Here is a 14,643-nt window from a genome sequence, read left to right as displayed (position 1 = left end):
ACTCCTAGTACGAGAGGACCGGAGTGAGTATGTCCCTGGTGAATCAGCTGTTATGCAAATAGCAGGAGCTGAGTAGCCACACATATAACCGATAACCGCTGAAAGCATCTAAGCGGGAAACGGGCCCAAACAAGAGGCTTCCCACTCGTAAGAGGTAAGGGCAGTCTGAGAAGAAGACGTAGATAGGCCGCAGGTGTAAGTACTGAGAAGTATTGAGCCGAGCGGTACTAATAGCCCGAGGCTTTGGACGAAACTCTATGCACTTGTGAATGAGTAATAGGGGGTGAAGAAAACGATACGGGAAACACCCAGAACCATACCGAACCTGACGGTTAAGCCGTATCGTGCCGATGGTAGTACGCTAAGACGTGTGAGAGTAGGTATCGCCCCCTCACTTTTTTTAAAAGTAATATATTTTGATTTATTTGTATCTTCTCACCCCTAAAAAAATACCGCATCAGTCAGTTAGATGCGGTATTTTTATTTGTGCGCCCAGCATGCGCACTCCCACCCGATTTGTGTGCTTATTTCAATGAGTGTATATCAATTTTCCATCCGGTAATTTTTGCTGCCAATCTAGCGGTTTGACCGCCCTTTCCCACAGCTAAAGAAAGTTGATTCTCAGGGACGTAAACAAAAGCGGTTCTTTCGTCTTCGTTAAGAATTATATTTTTTACTTCAGCAGGGGCAAGAGCGTGCTTTATAAAAATTTTAGGATCTTCTGAATATTCTATAATATCTACTTTTTCATTTTTTAATTCTTTTAGTAACTCACTAATTCTTGAGCCTTTTTCACCGATACAAGCACCTACAGGATCAACTCCTGGCATGGAACTAACAACAGCAACTTTAGTCCGTATTCCGGGTTCCCTGACTATTTTTACAATTTTTATGATCCCTTCTTCTATCTCGGGTACGATAGATGATAGTAGTTCTGTAATGAGTTCAGGTACAGTTCTTGAAACCATAATTTTTGGGCCTTTTGATGTGTTTTGAATGTTTTTTATATAAACTTTTACAAGTTCTCCGCTTTTAAAGGTTTCTCCAGGAATTGTCTCTTTCATAGGGAGTTTGGTCTCTAATTTTCCTATTCTAATGTCAATATATTCATCACTGACTTTAATTATTTCGGCGGTTGAAATTCTATTTTTTAAAGCTACATATTTATCAAACAAGTTTTTCTTTTCTAGTTCCTTCAAATTTTGAAGTATGACTTGTTTGGCTGTTTGAGCGGCAACTCGTCTAAAATCCTTTTTAAGATTAATCTTTTTTCTTACCATTTCACCTATTTCTATTTTTGGATTAATTTTTTTAGCTTCTTCCAAAGAAATTTCTTCTTTAGGGTTTTCAACTTTTTCAACGACTTTCCATAATTGATAAACATTCAATTTTGTTAGATTTTTATCAATTTCAATTTCAACATTTTTTGCCCCATAATTTTTTTTGTATGCACTTTTAATAGATTTAGCTATAATATCGACCAACGAGTCCCTACTTATACCTTTATCTCTTTCCAAGGCGTCTAAAGCTTCTAATAGGTTTAAATTCAATGTTCTACACCTCCTATATCTTTCAAATTTTACAATTCAATTTCTAAATTTGCTTTATCTATTTCGTTTAAATCAATGTTGAATAATTTTCCAGAATCTTTTTCAGTAATTTTAATCTGATCTTCCAATATATCGTCAATATACCCAATTAATACAGGGTGTTTCTTTTCTTTACCTTTTAAAATAAATTTTGCTAATTTTCCTTTGAATCTTTCGTAATCTGCTTTGCCTCTTAATTTTCTATCGAGTCCAGGAGAACTAACTACCAACTCATAACTCTTGTCAAAGAGGTCAATTTCGTCTAGCCAAGGGTCAAAGGCTTTGGAAAACCTTTCACAATCTCCTATGGACACGTATCCGTCTGCCTTATCGATCACAACCTCTAGAATTTTATTTTTATTACTACCTTTAATTAAAATATCAAAAATTTCAAGACCCAACTTAGAAGCAACATTATCGGCTTTTTCCCATATTAACTGTTTAATTTCTTTGTTGGTTAACATGGTATTCACCCCTCTCGTTCCAAAAAATATTTTTATAAAAAAGCTCGAGGGCGAAAAGCCTCGGCACTCATTTTGTTAATTAATTTTCTTTTAGTTATCATTAATATTATATCATAAAAAAAATAAAAATCAAGACCATTTAAAAAATTCTATTTTTAATTTTCTATATAAATAAATTATAATATGAAAGAATTAAAACCTCTGCGGGGGAACGGGCAAAATCTTCTACTCTTCCTTATGGATGGGAGCGGGGCTAAGGGGCGCTATATATCGAGTTTTCAAAATTTCTAAAGACAACAAATTTTAGAATTTAAGGAGGATTTAGAAAATGGCTGATATGGTAGATTACAAAATCTATGGTGATGACATGCAACTAGTGGAAATTGAGCTTGACCCAGGAGAAGGGATTAGGGCTGAAGTTGGTGCTATGATGTATATGGAAGAAGGAATAGTGATGCAAACCAACACAGGTGGAGGTCTTTTCAGAGGCTTGAAAAGAATGATGACTGGAGAAAGTTTTTTTATAACAAACTTTGTACAAAATGGGGAAGGCAAAGGGCATGTTGCTTTTGGAGCTCCTTATCCAGGTAAGATTGTACCGATCGATTTAATAGAATTCAATGGGACTTTTATATGCCAAAAGGATAGTTTTTTATGTGCAGCAAATGGGATAGAAATAGAAGTAGAGTTTACTAAAAGGATAGGCACAGGTTTATTTGGTGGAGAAGGCTTCATTCTTCAAAGATTAGAAGGACATGGCATGGCTTTTATTCATGCTGGAGGGGCTTTAATCGAAAGGCAATTACAACCCGGTGAAATTTTAAAAGTAGATACCGGTTGTGTGGTAGGTTTTTCTAAAACTGTGAATTATGATGTTCAGTTTATAGGAGGTTTTACTAATGCACTTTTTGGTGGAGAAGGTTTGTTCATAGCAACCCTCAAAGGTCCAGGGACTATTTATCTACAAAGTCTTCCGTTTTCGAGACTCGCAGACAGAATAAACGCTGCAGCAAAGTATCAAAACAAGGGAGAAAATAGAAACATGAGCAGAGGCTTCATTGGCGGATTGTTCAACGATGATCGAAGATTTTGAATTACGGAGATACCAATAACGAAATAAAATTAATTTATTTACAAAGTTAGAGTAAAAATGAGAATTTTTTACTTAATCGGGTTTAATTACGTGTAATTACTTTTAATCACCTATAATCATTGTTAATTGAATTTGGAATTTAGGTAAAAAATGTATATACTAATAGTGAGAGATGATTCACTTATTAAAATTTATAAGGGAAGTGATTAAAAGTGGACATACTTTTAAAAAAGGTAGAACTTCCAAATGGTGAAACTATGGGATATAGATACAAACAAGGTGGAGAAAAGACTTTGCTTTTGATCCACGGAAATATGACTTCCTCAAAGCATTGGGATGTTTTTATGGAATCTTTTGATTCAGATTACACTATTTATGCCCCTGATCTAAGAGGCTTTGGTATTTCAACTTATAACAATCCTATCGATTCTCTTGACGGTTTTGAGGAAGATTTAAAATTATTCGTAGATAAATTGGGCTTGTCAAAATTTGATCTTATGGGATGGTCAACGGGTGGAGGAGTTTGCATGATTTTCGCCGCGGATTATCCAAGGTATGTCGATAAATTAATATTAATGGAATCTGTTGGAACGAGAGGTTATCCAATATTGAAAAAAGATGGAGAAGGTAAGCCAATAAAAGGTGAATTTTTGAAAACTAAAGAAGAAATAGCTCAAGATCCTGTTCAGGTGATTCCCATTTTGAATGCATATAGCAATAAAGACAAAAATTTTCTTAAAGTAGTTTGGGAAGCAACTATATACACACATCATAAGCCAGAACCTCAAAAATACGAAGAATATTTGGATGATATGTTAACTCAAAGGAATTTAGTTGATGTAGATTATGCCTTGGCAACTTTTAATATAAGTGAGGATTATAACGGGATAAAGCAAGGTGACGGTAGAGCCAAAAATATAAAATGCCCAACTTTGATATTGTGGGGAGAAAATGATTTAGTAGTTCCAGAACAAATGGCTCTTGATATAAAAAACGATATAGGAGAAAACGCTAAACTTATTTATCTAAAAAGTTGTGGGCATTCACCATTAGTAGATGATCTAGATCAATTGATAGAAGCTGTAAAAAATTTTTAATTGTGTGAGAACTGATTCATATGTTATATTTTGAGACTTGTAAATAAAATAATTTGGCAAATAATATTTTGATCTTAAAAAAAGTAACAGAGAGTTAAAGAAAGTTTGGAGTTTCTAAAGGTACTGAATGTTAGATTTTAAAGGAGGAAATGGAATGAATGTAGGAATAATGGGGTTAGGGGTTTACATACCTGATAATTACATTTATGCTGAAGAGATAGCCAAGAGAACGAATATTCCGCAATGGGTGATAGAAGAAAAATTTGGTATTTTAAAAAAACCCATCCCTGGTCCTGAGGATACAACGAGTTATATGGGTATTCAAGCGGCTAAGGAAGCTATCAAAGACGCAGGTATAGATCCAAAAGATATAGATTTAGTCATATGGAATGGTGGCCAACACAAAGATTATCCATGCTGGCTTGCCAGCTTAAAAGTTGCTCATGAGATTGGAGCCACTCGTGCATGGGGTTTTGATATGGAGGCAATGTGTGGATCGATGATGGTAGGAATGGAGACAGCAAAATCCCTTATGATGAATAATGATAATTTGAACACGGTATTACTTGTAAGTGGTTACAGAAATGGTGATCTCATCAATTATGAAGTTCCAGAAACCTCTTTTATGTTCGATATTGGGGCTGGAGGGGCAGCTTTGATATTAAGAAAGAATTTAAACAAGAATTTGATTTTAGAATCTGCTTTTAGAGGGGATGGTTCTTTTTCAGAGCAATGTGTAATAGAAGTAGGAGGAACCAAAAAATGGCCCATGAAGCCAGAAGACGCAAATAAGTTTTACTTTACTGTAAGAGAGTCCGAAAAATTTAAAGCAAATTTGAGTGAAAAAACCATGCCTAACTTTTATGGAGTAATCAGAGATTCTTTAAAAAAATCCGGTTATAGTGAAAAAGATATCGGATATTTAGCCATTCTTCACTTTAAGAGATCTGCTCATAAGGCTGTTTTGGAAGAATTAGGCTTGAAGGAAGAACAAACAACTTATCTGGAAAATTACGGTCATCTTGGACAAAACGATCAGGTGCTTTCTATGAAGTTGGCTCTAAAGGAAGGAAAACTCAACCCTGGAGACGTCGTTGTTATGGTGGGAGCAGGTATAGGTTTTGTTTGGGCTGCAACCACCGTAAAGTGGGGTTAAATAGAAAATATCACTTAAGTGAGGTGGAATATTAATGGATAGAATGAAAGACAAAGTTTGTGTAGTTACAGGTGGAGGCAGAGGCATAGGGGAAAGTATCGTTAAGAAGTTTGCCGAAGAAGGAGCAAAGATTGTTTTTGCTTTAGACATGAACCAAGAAATTCTTTCTCAGTTGCAGAATCAATTAGGAGAAAATGTGAGAGGTTATCTGTTGGATGTAACCGATAGGCCTGCTATAGAAGAATTTGTGAGAAAAGTAAAAGAAGAGTTTGGAAGAATCGATGTACTTGTTAACAATGCTGGTATAACGAAGGACGCTTTGATAGGTAAGATGCAAGAAGAAGATTGGGATAAGGTCATTGGAGTAAATTTGAAAGGTGTTTTCAATATGACACAATTTGTTTCAAATCTTATGTTAGAAAATGGAAAAGGAAGTATAGTGAATATATCTTCAATCGTGGGTGAAAGAGGGAATGTTGGTCAAACTAACTATGCAGCTTCAAAAGGTGGAGTTATCTCAATGACATATACTTGGGCTAAAGAATTTGCGAGGAAAGGTGCAAATATTAGAGTTAACGCCGTTGCTCCTGGATTCATTAAAACTCCAATGACAGAAAAAATTCCAGAGAAGGTATTAGAAAGCATAAAATCAAAGATAACTTTAGGGAGAATGGGAGAACCAGAAGAAGTGGCGAATGCAGTATTATTTTTAGCTTCTGATGAGGCTTCTTATGTAACGGGTCATATTTTGGATGTAAACGGGGGAACAGTTCTTTAATCTTTATAAATATTAGAGACATAAATTTATTTTTAAAAGGGATATAGTGTAGAGTCCGATAGTATAAAATTTACGATTTAGGAGGTACTTTCAGAATGTGGAAAGAAAAATATAAACAAAAATTAATGTCAATTGACGATGCAATATTAAACCTACCGAAAAGAGTTTCGGTGGTTGTGAGTATGGCTGCAGCTGAAGCCCAAGGTTTTTTGAAAAGTATTCATAAATTTAAAGATCATTTTGAAAAAATAAAAGTGATAACTTGTTTAGATACGGGATATTATGAGTTCTTTTTGAACAAAGAATATGAAGGAACTTTCGAATTACATACATGGTTCTATTCTGATCCTACGAGAAAATCTAAACATGAAGATAAATTAAAAATATTGGATTATATACCCAATAATCTTCACATGGCAGGGTTAGATAAAGTTATGGCTGAAAAAGAGGAAGGAAATACCTTGGTATTTTGGGGGACTTCGACCCCTATGCGAGAAAAAACAGGATACTTTAATTTAGGTATCTCTAATGTGTATGAAAAAGATTTAGCAGAAAACGCGGATATAGTAATAATGGAGGTCAATGAAAAAATGCCATATGTTCATGGGGATACCGAATGGCATATAAACAATGTAAATGTTGTTGTTGAGTCTAATTGGGAAATTCCTGAAATTGCTATTTCAGAACCTAAAGAAGAAGAAAAAAAGATTGCTCAGTACATAGCAGATATCATAAAAGACGGCTCAACCTTGCAGATAGGTATCGGTGGAATACCTAACGCGGTAGCAAAATTGCTTGAGACAAAAAAAGATTTAGGAATTCACACTGAAATGCTTACAGAATCAATGATAGATCTTTTTGAAAAAGGTGTAATAACAAATATGAAGAAGACCCTTTGGAAGGGGAAATTTGTAATAGCTTTTGCCTTAGGGACAAAGAGAATGTATGAATTTATCGACGATAATCCTGGTATTCTTGAGCTTAGAGGGAGATTTGTCAATGATCCTTACGTAGTCTGTCAAAATGACAATATGGTAAGTTTAAACACAGCAATTTCAGTAGATTTGACCGGTCAGGTTGTTTCAGAAGCAATAGGGACCAAACAGTTTTCTGGAACAGGGGGCCAATTGGACACACATCGAGGGGCTATAAAAAGTAAAAATGGGAAAGGTATAATAGCCCTACGATCCACAGCAAAAAAAGGCACCATTTCAACGATAGTCCCCCTACTTCCACAAGGAGCTCCAATTACTGTTCCAAGGCAGGATTTGGATTATGTCGTAACAGAATGGGGAGTAGCTCACTTAAGAGGTAGAAGCGCAGGTGAAAGGGCTAAGAAATTGATTTCGATATCTCATCCAGACTTTAGAAAAGAATTAGAACAAGAAGCTATAAAGATGGGGTTAATATAGAGCTTTGACTTGTGGACCACATTTAATCTAAACAGGCTGCTGCAAGGTGTTGGACCTAAACAGTGATAAGACTATATGGGAGGTAGAAACAATGAGTAAAGTTTATATAATATCCGCAAAAAGGACGGCCATCGGTACTTTTGGTGGAACCCTAAAAGATATACCTGCAACCAAATTGGGAGCTGAAGTTGTGAAAAAAGTGCTACAAGAAGCTCAAGTAAATTCTGAAAATGTTGATGAAGTCATTGTTGGAAATGTTTTGATGGCAGGCCAAGGCATGGGCCCAGGAAGACAAGTCTCCATATATGCAGGGATTCCAGAAGACAAGCCTGGCTACGCTGTTAATATGTTATGTGGAAGCGGCATGAAAAGTATAATGATTGGTGCCACGGATATTAAAACAGGTGACGCCGACCTAGTTGTGGCGGCAGGAATGGAGAGTATGTCAACAGCTCCTTATCTTTTGCCATCCACAAGTAGATTTGGAAACAAATTTGGATCATTTGAAGTTCAAGATCATATGATACTAGACGGGCTCACCGATGTTTTTAATAACTATCATATGGGGGTAACTGCAGAAAACATCGCAAAAAAACACAATATTTCTCGTGAAGAGCAAGACGATTTTGCATATACGAGTCAAATGAGAGCTAAAGGAGCCATAGAATCAGGGAAATTTAAAGATGAAATAATACCAATCGAAGTAAAAAGAAAAAAAGAAACAGTTCTTTTTGACCAAGACGAACATACAAGATTTGATACAACGAAAGAAAAGTTAGCCAGTCTTAAACCTGCATTTGTAAAAGAGGGAACCGTAACAGCTGGAAACGCTTCGGGAATAAACGACGGTGCCAGTGCTGTCTTATTAGCCTCAGAAAGGGCTGTTGAAAAATACGGATTAAAACCAATAGCAGAATTAGTTGGTTACAATCAGGCCGCTGTAGACCCAGCATACATGGGTTTAGGTCCAGTTCCAGCTGTAAAGGGCCTTTTAGAAAAGATCAAAATGGATATAACAGATATGGAATTAATTGAACTAAACGAAGCTTTTGCTGCCCAGTCTTTGGGGGTGATAACAGAATTAGGAGATATTTATGGGAAATCTAAAAACTGGTTTCTTGAAAGAACCAATGTGAATGGTGGTGCAATTGCTTTAGGACATCCTATTGGAGCATCGGGAAATAGGATAGTTGTTACGCTTCTTTACGAGATGAAAAAGAGAAATAGCGAATTTGGTCTGGCATCACTTTGCATTGGTGGAGGAATGGGGACGGCTTTAGTGGTAAAAAATATATGGAGGTGAGAAAGGTGAAAAGAAACATAGGATTGGTTCTTTTTTTGGTTGTCATGTTTTCTTTGGCGATGGCAGTAGATCCTATTAAAATCGGCGCTGTAAATCCTTTAGGAGATATAACTGGCAACCAAAGTACAAAGGCGATGAGGTTAGCAGTTAAAGAGATTAACGACGCCGGTGGGGTTTTGGGAAGACCGCTGGAACTTATAGTTATAGATGATGAAATGAATCCAGCAAAAGGGGCTGCAGCGATCGAGAGATTAGCAACCGTTGAAAAAGTAGATTTTTTTGTTGGTGGAATGTCTAGTGGTGTACATTTAGCACAAGTGCCTATTCTTAAAAAATACCAAAAAATAACTGTTTGGGCAGGTGGAGCTTCCCATCAAATTGAAATAGCGATGGGTCCAGATGCAGACTGGTACTTCCATCTTCACCCATGGGATTATCAACAAGGCGAAGGTTATGGGATAGGTTGGAGAGAAATAGTTCAGGCATATCCAAATGTTGATATTAAAAAAATCTTTTTGGCGTATGAAGAAGGAGCCTTCGGCACGGACTCATATACAGCTTATTTAGATCTTTATGAGTTAGCAAAAAAAGGAGAAGGTCCATGGCAAGGAATAATGGAAGAATTTGCTGGAGCTTCATTCAAGAGTGCCGCCCTAGGAGGGGGAGATTATAGAGCTATGTTAAATCAAGCAAAGGCTTTTGATCCGGACCTTTTTGTTTGGGCGGGATACGACGCTGATGCTATACCAATTGTAGCCCAGGCAAAAGAAGTGGATTTCACACCTGACTTGTTAGTAGGAGCTCCTCCAGGTTGGCCAGCGGACTTTGGGAAAAATCCTTTAGCAGAGAATGTTATTCTTTATGGGATGTGGGCTCCAACTTTAAATGATGTAAGTCCAGTAGCTAAACATTTTTATGATGCTTACGTTGAAATGTGGGATGAAGAACCGGTAACATACTTTGCTCCCCTTGGATATACTAATATTTATTTTTTGGTTGAAGGTATAAAAAAAGCAGGAACCATGGATAAAGAAGCTATAATTTCTGCATTGAGAACTATTGAATATGAATCGCCGTTGGGTGAAGTGTTGAAAATTGAACCAAGCAGAATAATACCAAATCAAGGATTCAAGTATCAAAAAATTTTACAATGGCAAAATGGTAGACAAGAAGTTATTTGGCCTATAGATCTTGCAACGGCAACGATGGCTTATCCTTTCACATTTGGTAAATAGTAAAAGTAAATTTTTGAAATATGGGGGTTGGAAGATATTCCTCCCCCTTTCATTAAAAAAACGGTGGTGATTATGTTGAATTCTCTGCATTTTCGACTTAATAAAACATTTTTAATGTTTCTTGTTTTCCTTGTAATTATTGCTATTTGGAAACCCATACCTTTGATCTATGGTCTTCAACGCGGTGGTTTATATTCTTTAATTGGTTTACCTTTGGCTTTGATATTAGGAATCGTTGGAATATTAAACTTAGCTCATGGGGATTTTTTGACTTTAGGTTTATACATAGGGTATATTTTTTTCACTCAATTAGGGTTAGACCCACTTATTTCAGTGTTTCCATTATTTATTTTAATGTTTTTATTAGCAATAGGGATTTATCAGATTTCAATAAGATACGTGTTAAAAGCAGGGGAACTGAACCAACTGTTGTTAACGTTTGGGATTTCTATGGTAGTTATAGAGCTTATAAAAATAATTTGGACTACCCGTCCCAGAAATATTTATACTCCTTATGCTTCTTCATCCATAACAATATCAAATTTCTCTATTGGTATTTATGAATTTCTATACCCAATAGTGGCAATTGGAGTATTAATCTTTCTTCAACTTTTTTTGAAAAAGACACTTTTAGGGCAAGCAACAAGAGCAGTTGGGCAAAACCCAAAAGGAGCTGAAATTGTAGGTATAGATACCAACAAAGTATATCTTATCGTTTTTGCTATTGCTTTTGGAATTATAGGTATTGCTGCGGGTATAATGTTGCCAAGGACATCCATATTCCCCTTGTCAGGAAATGCATATACTTTAAAGTCCTTTGCTTTAGCAGCTATGGCAGGATTGGGCAATTTAAACGGTATTTTAATTGGTGGAATCACTTTAGGAGTAGTTGAAGCAGTTGTTCAATCAATTCCTGGATACAGTGGTTGGTCTGATTTAGTTTTTTTTGGAGTGTTAATTATAGTAATATTAATTAGAGCATACAGGGGGTCAGAGTCATGAAAAAATCTTAACTCCTTTAATATTGGTTATAGCAATAGGATTATTAATATTTTTGCCTTTTTATACGGGAGCGTATTTTCTTCATGTCGTTATGACTATTTTAATTTATATGACGTTATCTTTGAGCTGGGATATGATGTTGAGAACGGGTCAATTATCCTTTGGAGTAGCAGGTTTTTTCGGGGTAGGTGCTTATATATCGATAGTTTCCTTTGCAAATTTTGGAATTAACCCTTTACTTAGCATATTTCTTGCCGGGGGTTTTATGGCGCTGATAGCTTTGGCATTAGGATTTGTGGTTCTTAAATTGAGAGGAATTTATTTTGCAATCACCACCTTAGCCTTGACAACGGTTTTTTCGGTTATTATCAGGAATACTCCACGTTTAACCGGTGGAGCAAGTGGGAAGGTTATACCTAATATAATATTTCAAGGAGATTCATCAAAAATATATTGGTTAATATTGACTTTAGCTCTATCGACAATTTTAGTTTCTGAAATATTCAGTCGAACGAGGGTTCATTTTGCTATCAACTCAATAAGGACAGATGAAGTTGTGGCTAAATCTACTGGTATCAATATTTTTAAATATCTGATAATTATCTTTATTATAACAGCAGCTATTCAAGGGATAACTGGGGCTGTGTACTCTCAACAATACGGTTTCGTCTCTCCTGAAACAACCTTTTCTTTAGATTTTCTCTTACTACCTATGGCCATGGCGCTTGTAGGAGGAATATATTCTACCTGGGGTCCAATTATTGGAGCAATTGTTTTAGGATTTGCGTCTGAATATTTAAAATTAATTATGCCCTATGGTCATCTCATAATTTATGGAATAATCATAATTCTCATAATACTGTTCTTGCCAAAAGGAATATTTGGATCTTTAAAAAACAAAATACAATCTGGTAAGTAGTTAATTTTGAATATATACTACGGAGGGGAACTTTATGCAAATAGTATCGACAAGAAATTTAGTAAAAAAATTTGGAGGATTAGTAGCTGTAAATGATGTCACAATGAGCATAGAAGAAAAAGAAATTTTAGGTATTATTGGACCGAATGGTGCTGGGAAAACCACTTTTGTTAATTTAATAGCTGGCATGCATTATCCCACTGAAGGTGAAATAATATTTGATAATCAGAACATTGAAAAATATCCACCACATATTCGAAACAGAATAGGACTCTCTCGAACCTTTCAAGTTGTAAGGCCATTGCAAGGGTTTACTGGCTTAGAAAATATTATGGTTGGTGCCTTGTTTGGAGCTGGAGAGAATTTAATACAAGCGAGGAAAACGGCAAATGAAATATGCGATCTTTTGGAATTGGAAAATAGGAACCAACCTATAGATAAATTAACTGTTCTTGACTTAAAAAAAGTGGAAATAGGACGGGCTTTAGCCTCCAAACCAAAAGTTTTATTTTTGGATGAAGTAATGGCTGGGTTAAACTCCGATGAAACATGGCAAATGATAGACTTGGTAAAAAAGCTTAGAGAAAATGGAATAACGATAGCCATAATAGAACATGTAATGGGTGTAATAAAAGAGTTAACAGATAGAGTAATAGTTTTGGAATCTGGGAAAATTATAGCACAAGGGGTTTATCAGGAAGTTTCAAAAGATCCTAAAGTTATATCTGCCTACTTAGGGGAGGAAGACTGATGCTTGAAATCAAAAATTTGAATTTAAAATATGGAAGAATACAAGTAATCTGGGACTTAACGATGTCAATTTATAACAATGAAGCTGTAGGCATATTTGGACCCAATGGAGCTGGTAAAACTACCTTAATCAGTTCGATCGTTGGTTTAATAAAACCAGAAACAGGAGAACTCATTTTTGAGGGGAATTCATTAATTGGATTTAAAACTCATGAAATAATAAGAAAAGGGATTTCTTTGGTTCCCCAGGAAAGAGAATTATTCCCTTTTATGACCGTTGAAGAAAATTTAAAATTGGGAGCAGCCTATGTGCCAAATGCGAGGAATAGAATAAGTGAAAATTTGGATTTTGTTTTTGAAATTTTTCCAATATTAAAAGAAAGGATTCATCAATTAGCTGGGACTATGAGTGGCGGTCAACAAAGAATGTTGGCTATCGGAAGAGCATTAATGGCAAATCCAAAATTGCTAATACTTGATGAGCCTTCGTTGGGATTACAACCTTCACTTGTAATAGAATTGTTTCAAAAATTAGTAGAGATTAAGAAATCTGGGGTATCGATAATGTTGGCAGAACAGAACGTAAAACAAGGGCTAAAAGTTATTGATAGAGGTTACGTGCTAGAAAATGGGAAGATTGTTATGGAAGATGTTGTCCAGAATCTTGCTAACAGTCCACACATTCAAAAATCTTATCTTGGGGTGTAAATACTCAAGAATATTAGTTTAAGAAGGAGATTGAGATGTCTTTTAAAAGTATTGGAAGCAAAATAACGTTGATCATAATAACTACTTTTCTTTTGTTTAGTTTATCTATTTCATACAATATATATTCTTTAATCAATTCAAACAACGCTTTAGAAGAATATAAACTTATGGCCGATCACGTTAATTCTTTCTCTCAAGCTGAATTCAACTTTTTTCAAGCTACAATTAGCTTAAAAGATTACACCGATAGTTTTGAAGAACAAAAAGCCAGTGATTTTTTTAGCTATATAGATAGTGTCAAAGACGATTTATCTAATCTTTCAACTTATAACTTAGAAGAATTACAATCAAATTTGACTAATTACGAATCCCTTTTCAATAAATTAGTTACTTTAAACCAAGAAAAAGATGCCCTTATAGATGAATTTTTAAATCTGGGATCTGAATTAGAGAATAATATGAATGGTTTTATAGAATTATCACAAAAAGTTGGTGGTTCTTCCTCTTTGCCTATATATTCACAAAGAATTTTGCAGTACAAAAACACAATTATTGATTTGTCTACACAATATTTCTCAAGTTTATCGGATGGAGATAAGAACAACGTAATTAAAGAGTTCGAAAATTTAGACTTGCAACTTTCTACTTTAGGATATAGCATAATTAATCAGGAATTAAATGATGCTTTTTCAAAACTGACCGATATAGTTGCTTCATTCAAAAGCACCTTTGATCAAATAGTCACAGCGATAGAATCCCAACAACCCATAATCGGGCAGATGGAACAAGCAAGGGTAGAGATACTTAACCTATTAGAAGAACAAAGAAATAAATTAAAGGTTCAGCAAGACACGTTAGGTCCATCACTCATAGAAGAAAACAATCAAGCAATAACCTTGACAGCCATCCTAACCGTAGTAGCCTTCATAGTATCGATAATCATGGTCATCTATCTAATAAGGAGTATAACGAAACCACTGTTAGACTTCAAAAACAAGATAAACCAATTCAAAGAAGGAGACCTAACGGTAAACTTTGAAAGTAAAAGCAAAGACGAGATAGGTCAGATGGCAAACGCCCTATCAGAAATGAGTAAAGAATTAAGAAGATCCATGGGGTCAATAAAACAGGCATCGG

General features: G+C 35.4%; 14 protein-coding genes and 2 rRNA genes. 14 read left to right on the top strand and 2 right to left on the bottom strand.

Going from position 1 to position 14,643, the window contains the following annotated elements; genetic code table 11:
- A 23S ribosomal RNA gene (locus NAAC61_RS10120) occupies window positions 1-252 on the top strand; the annotation flags it as partial.
- 27 nt (window positions 253-279) lie between these two features.
- A 5S ribosomal RNA gene (gene rrf / locus NAAC61_RS10115) occupies window positions 280-392 on the top strand.
- 132 nt (window positions 393-524) lie between these two features.
- On the opposite strand, the gene nusA is transcribed toward rrf, so the two are convergent.
- Complete coding sequence (gene nusA / locus NAAC61_RS10110; RefSeq protein ID WP_202695958.1) at window positions 525-1,550, bottom strand: transcription termination factor NusA; 1,026 nt, start codon at window positions 1,548-1,550, stop codon at window positions 525-527.
- Window positions 1,551-1,579: 29 nt separating this feature from the next.
- A complete protein-coding gene (gene rimP / locus NAAC61_RS10105; RefSeq protein WP_202695957.1) occupies window positions 1,580-2,053 on the bottom strand; it encodes a ribosome maturation factor RimP in 474 nt (157 codons plus the stop codon).
- A gap of 328 nt (window positions 2,054-2,381) precedes the next feature.
- Between rimP and NAAC61_RS10100 the strand changes: the two genes are divergently transcribed.
- The 12 genes from NAAC61_RS10100 to NAAC61_RS10045 all read left to right on the top strand — a co-directional run.
- The gene (locus NAAC61_RS10100) at window positions 2,382-3,146 is read left to right on the top strand and encodes a TIGR00266 family protein (RefSeq protein ID WP_202695956.1); all 765 of its coding nucleotides are present in this window, start codon (window positions 2,382-2,384) and stop codon (window positions 3,144-3,146) included.
- Window positions 3,147-3,358: 212 nt separating this feature from the next.
- Window positions 3,359-4,243 carry an intracellular short-chain-length polyhydroxyalkanoate depolymerase gene (gene phaZ / locus NAAC61_RS10095; RefSeq protein ID WP_202695955.1) on the top strand — a complete coding sequence of 295 codons (885 nt, stop codon included), beginning with the start codon at window positions 3,359-3,361 and terminating at the stop codon, window positions 4,241-4,243.
- A gap of 154 nt (window positions 4,244-4,397) precedes the next feature.
- Complete coding sequence (locus NAAC61_RS10090) at window positions 4,398-5,399, top strand: 3-oxoacyl-ACP synthase (protein WP_237729881.1); 1,002 nt, start codon at window positions 4,398-4,400, stop codon at window positions 5,397-5,399.
- Between the two features lie 34 nt (window positions 5,400-5,433).
- On the top strand, window positions 5,434-6,177 hold the full coding sequence (gene fabG / locus NAAC61_RS10085; protein ID WP_202695953.1) for a 3-oxoacyl-[acyl-carrier-protein] reductase: 744 nt from the start codon (window positions 5,434-5,436) through the stop codon (window positions 6,175-6,177).
- 95 nt (window positions 6,178-6,272) lie between these two features.
- Entirely contained in the window at window positions 6,273-7,589 is a 1,317-nt protein-coding gene (locus NAAC61_RS10080) for an acetyl-CoA hydrolase/transferase family protein (RefSeq protein WP_012208354.1), read from the top strand.
- Window positions 7,590-7,680: 91 nt separating this feature from the next.
- Window positions 7,681-8,892: an acetyl-CoA C-acetyltransferase gene (locus NAAC61_RS10075; RefSeq protein WP_012208353.1), complete on the top strand. Its 1,212-nt coding sequence runs from the start codon at window positions 7,681-7,683 to the stop codon at window positions 8,890-8,892.
- A gap of 5 nt (window positions 8,893-8,897) precedes the next feature.
- A complete protein-coding gene (locus NAAC61_RS10070) occupies window positions 8,898-10,127 on the top strand; it encodes an ABC transporter substrate-binding protein (RefSeq protein WP_012208352.1) in 1,230 nt (409 codons plus the stop codon).
- A 72-nt stretch (window positions 10,128-10,199) separates the two neighbouring features.
- Window positions 10,200-11,129: a branched-chain amino acid ABC transporter permease gene (locus tag NAAC61_RS10065; protein ID WP_012208351.1), complete on the top strand. Its 930-nt coding sequence runs from the start codon at window positions 10,200-10,202 to the stop codon at window positions 11,127-11,129.
- A gap of 52 nt (window positions 11,130-11,181) precedes the next feature.
- Window positions 11,182-12,048 carry a branched-chain amino acid ABC transporter permease gene (locus tag NAAC61_RS10060; protein ID WP_237729880.1) on the top strand — a complete coding sequence of 289 codons (867 nt, stop codon included), beginning with the start codon at window positions 11,182-11,184 and terminating at the stop codon, window positions 12,046-12,048.
- Between the two features lie 34 nt (window positions 12,049-12,082).
- Window positions 12,083-12,799: an ABC transporter ATP-binding protein gene (locus tag NAAC61_RS10055; protein WP_012208349.1), complete on the top strand. Its 717-nt coding sequence runs from the start codon at window positions 12,083-12,085 to the stop codon at window positions 12,797-12,799.
- Window positions 12,799-13,506, top strand: coding sequence for an ABC transporter ATP-binding protein (locus tag NAAC61_RS10050; protein WP_012208348.1), 708 nt, complete (start codon window positions 12,799-12,801; stop codon window positions 13,504-13,506). The genes NAAC61_RS10055 and NAAC61_RS10050 overlap by 1 nt, the downstream gene beginning before the upstream one ends.
- 35 nt (window positions 13,507-13,541) lie before the next feature.
- Window positions 13,542-14,643, top strand: a 1,102-nt coding sequence (locus NAAC61_RS10045; RefSeq protein WP_202695952.1) for a HAMP domain-containing protein, incomplete at its 3' end; no start/stop codon positions are given.

Origin of the sequence: Petrotoga sp. 8T1HF07.NaAc.6.1 (genome assembly GCF_016772115.1) — a bacterium.
Taxonomy (GTDB): Bacteria; Thermotogota; Thermotogae; order Petrotogales; family Petrotogaceae; genus Petrotoga; species Petrotoga mobilis.
Note: the sequence above shows the minus strand (reverse complement) of the source record. Positions and strands in the feature narration are given on the sequence as shown.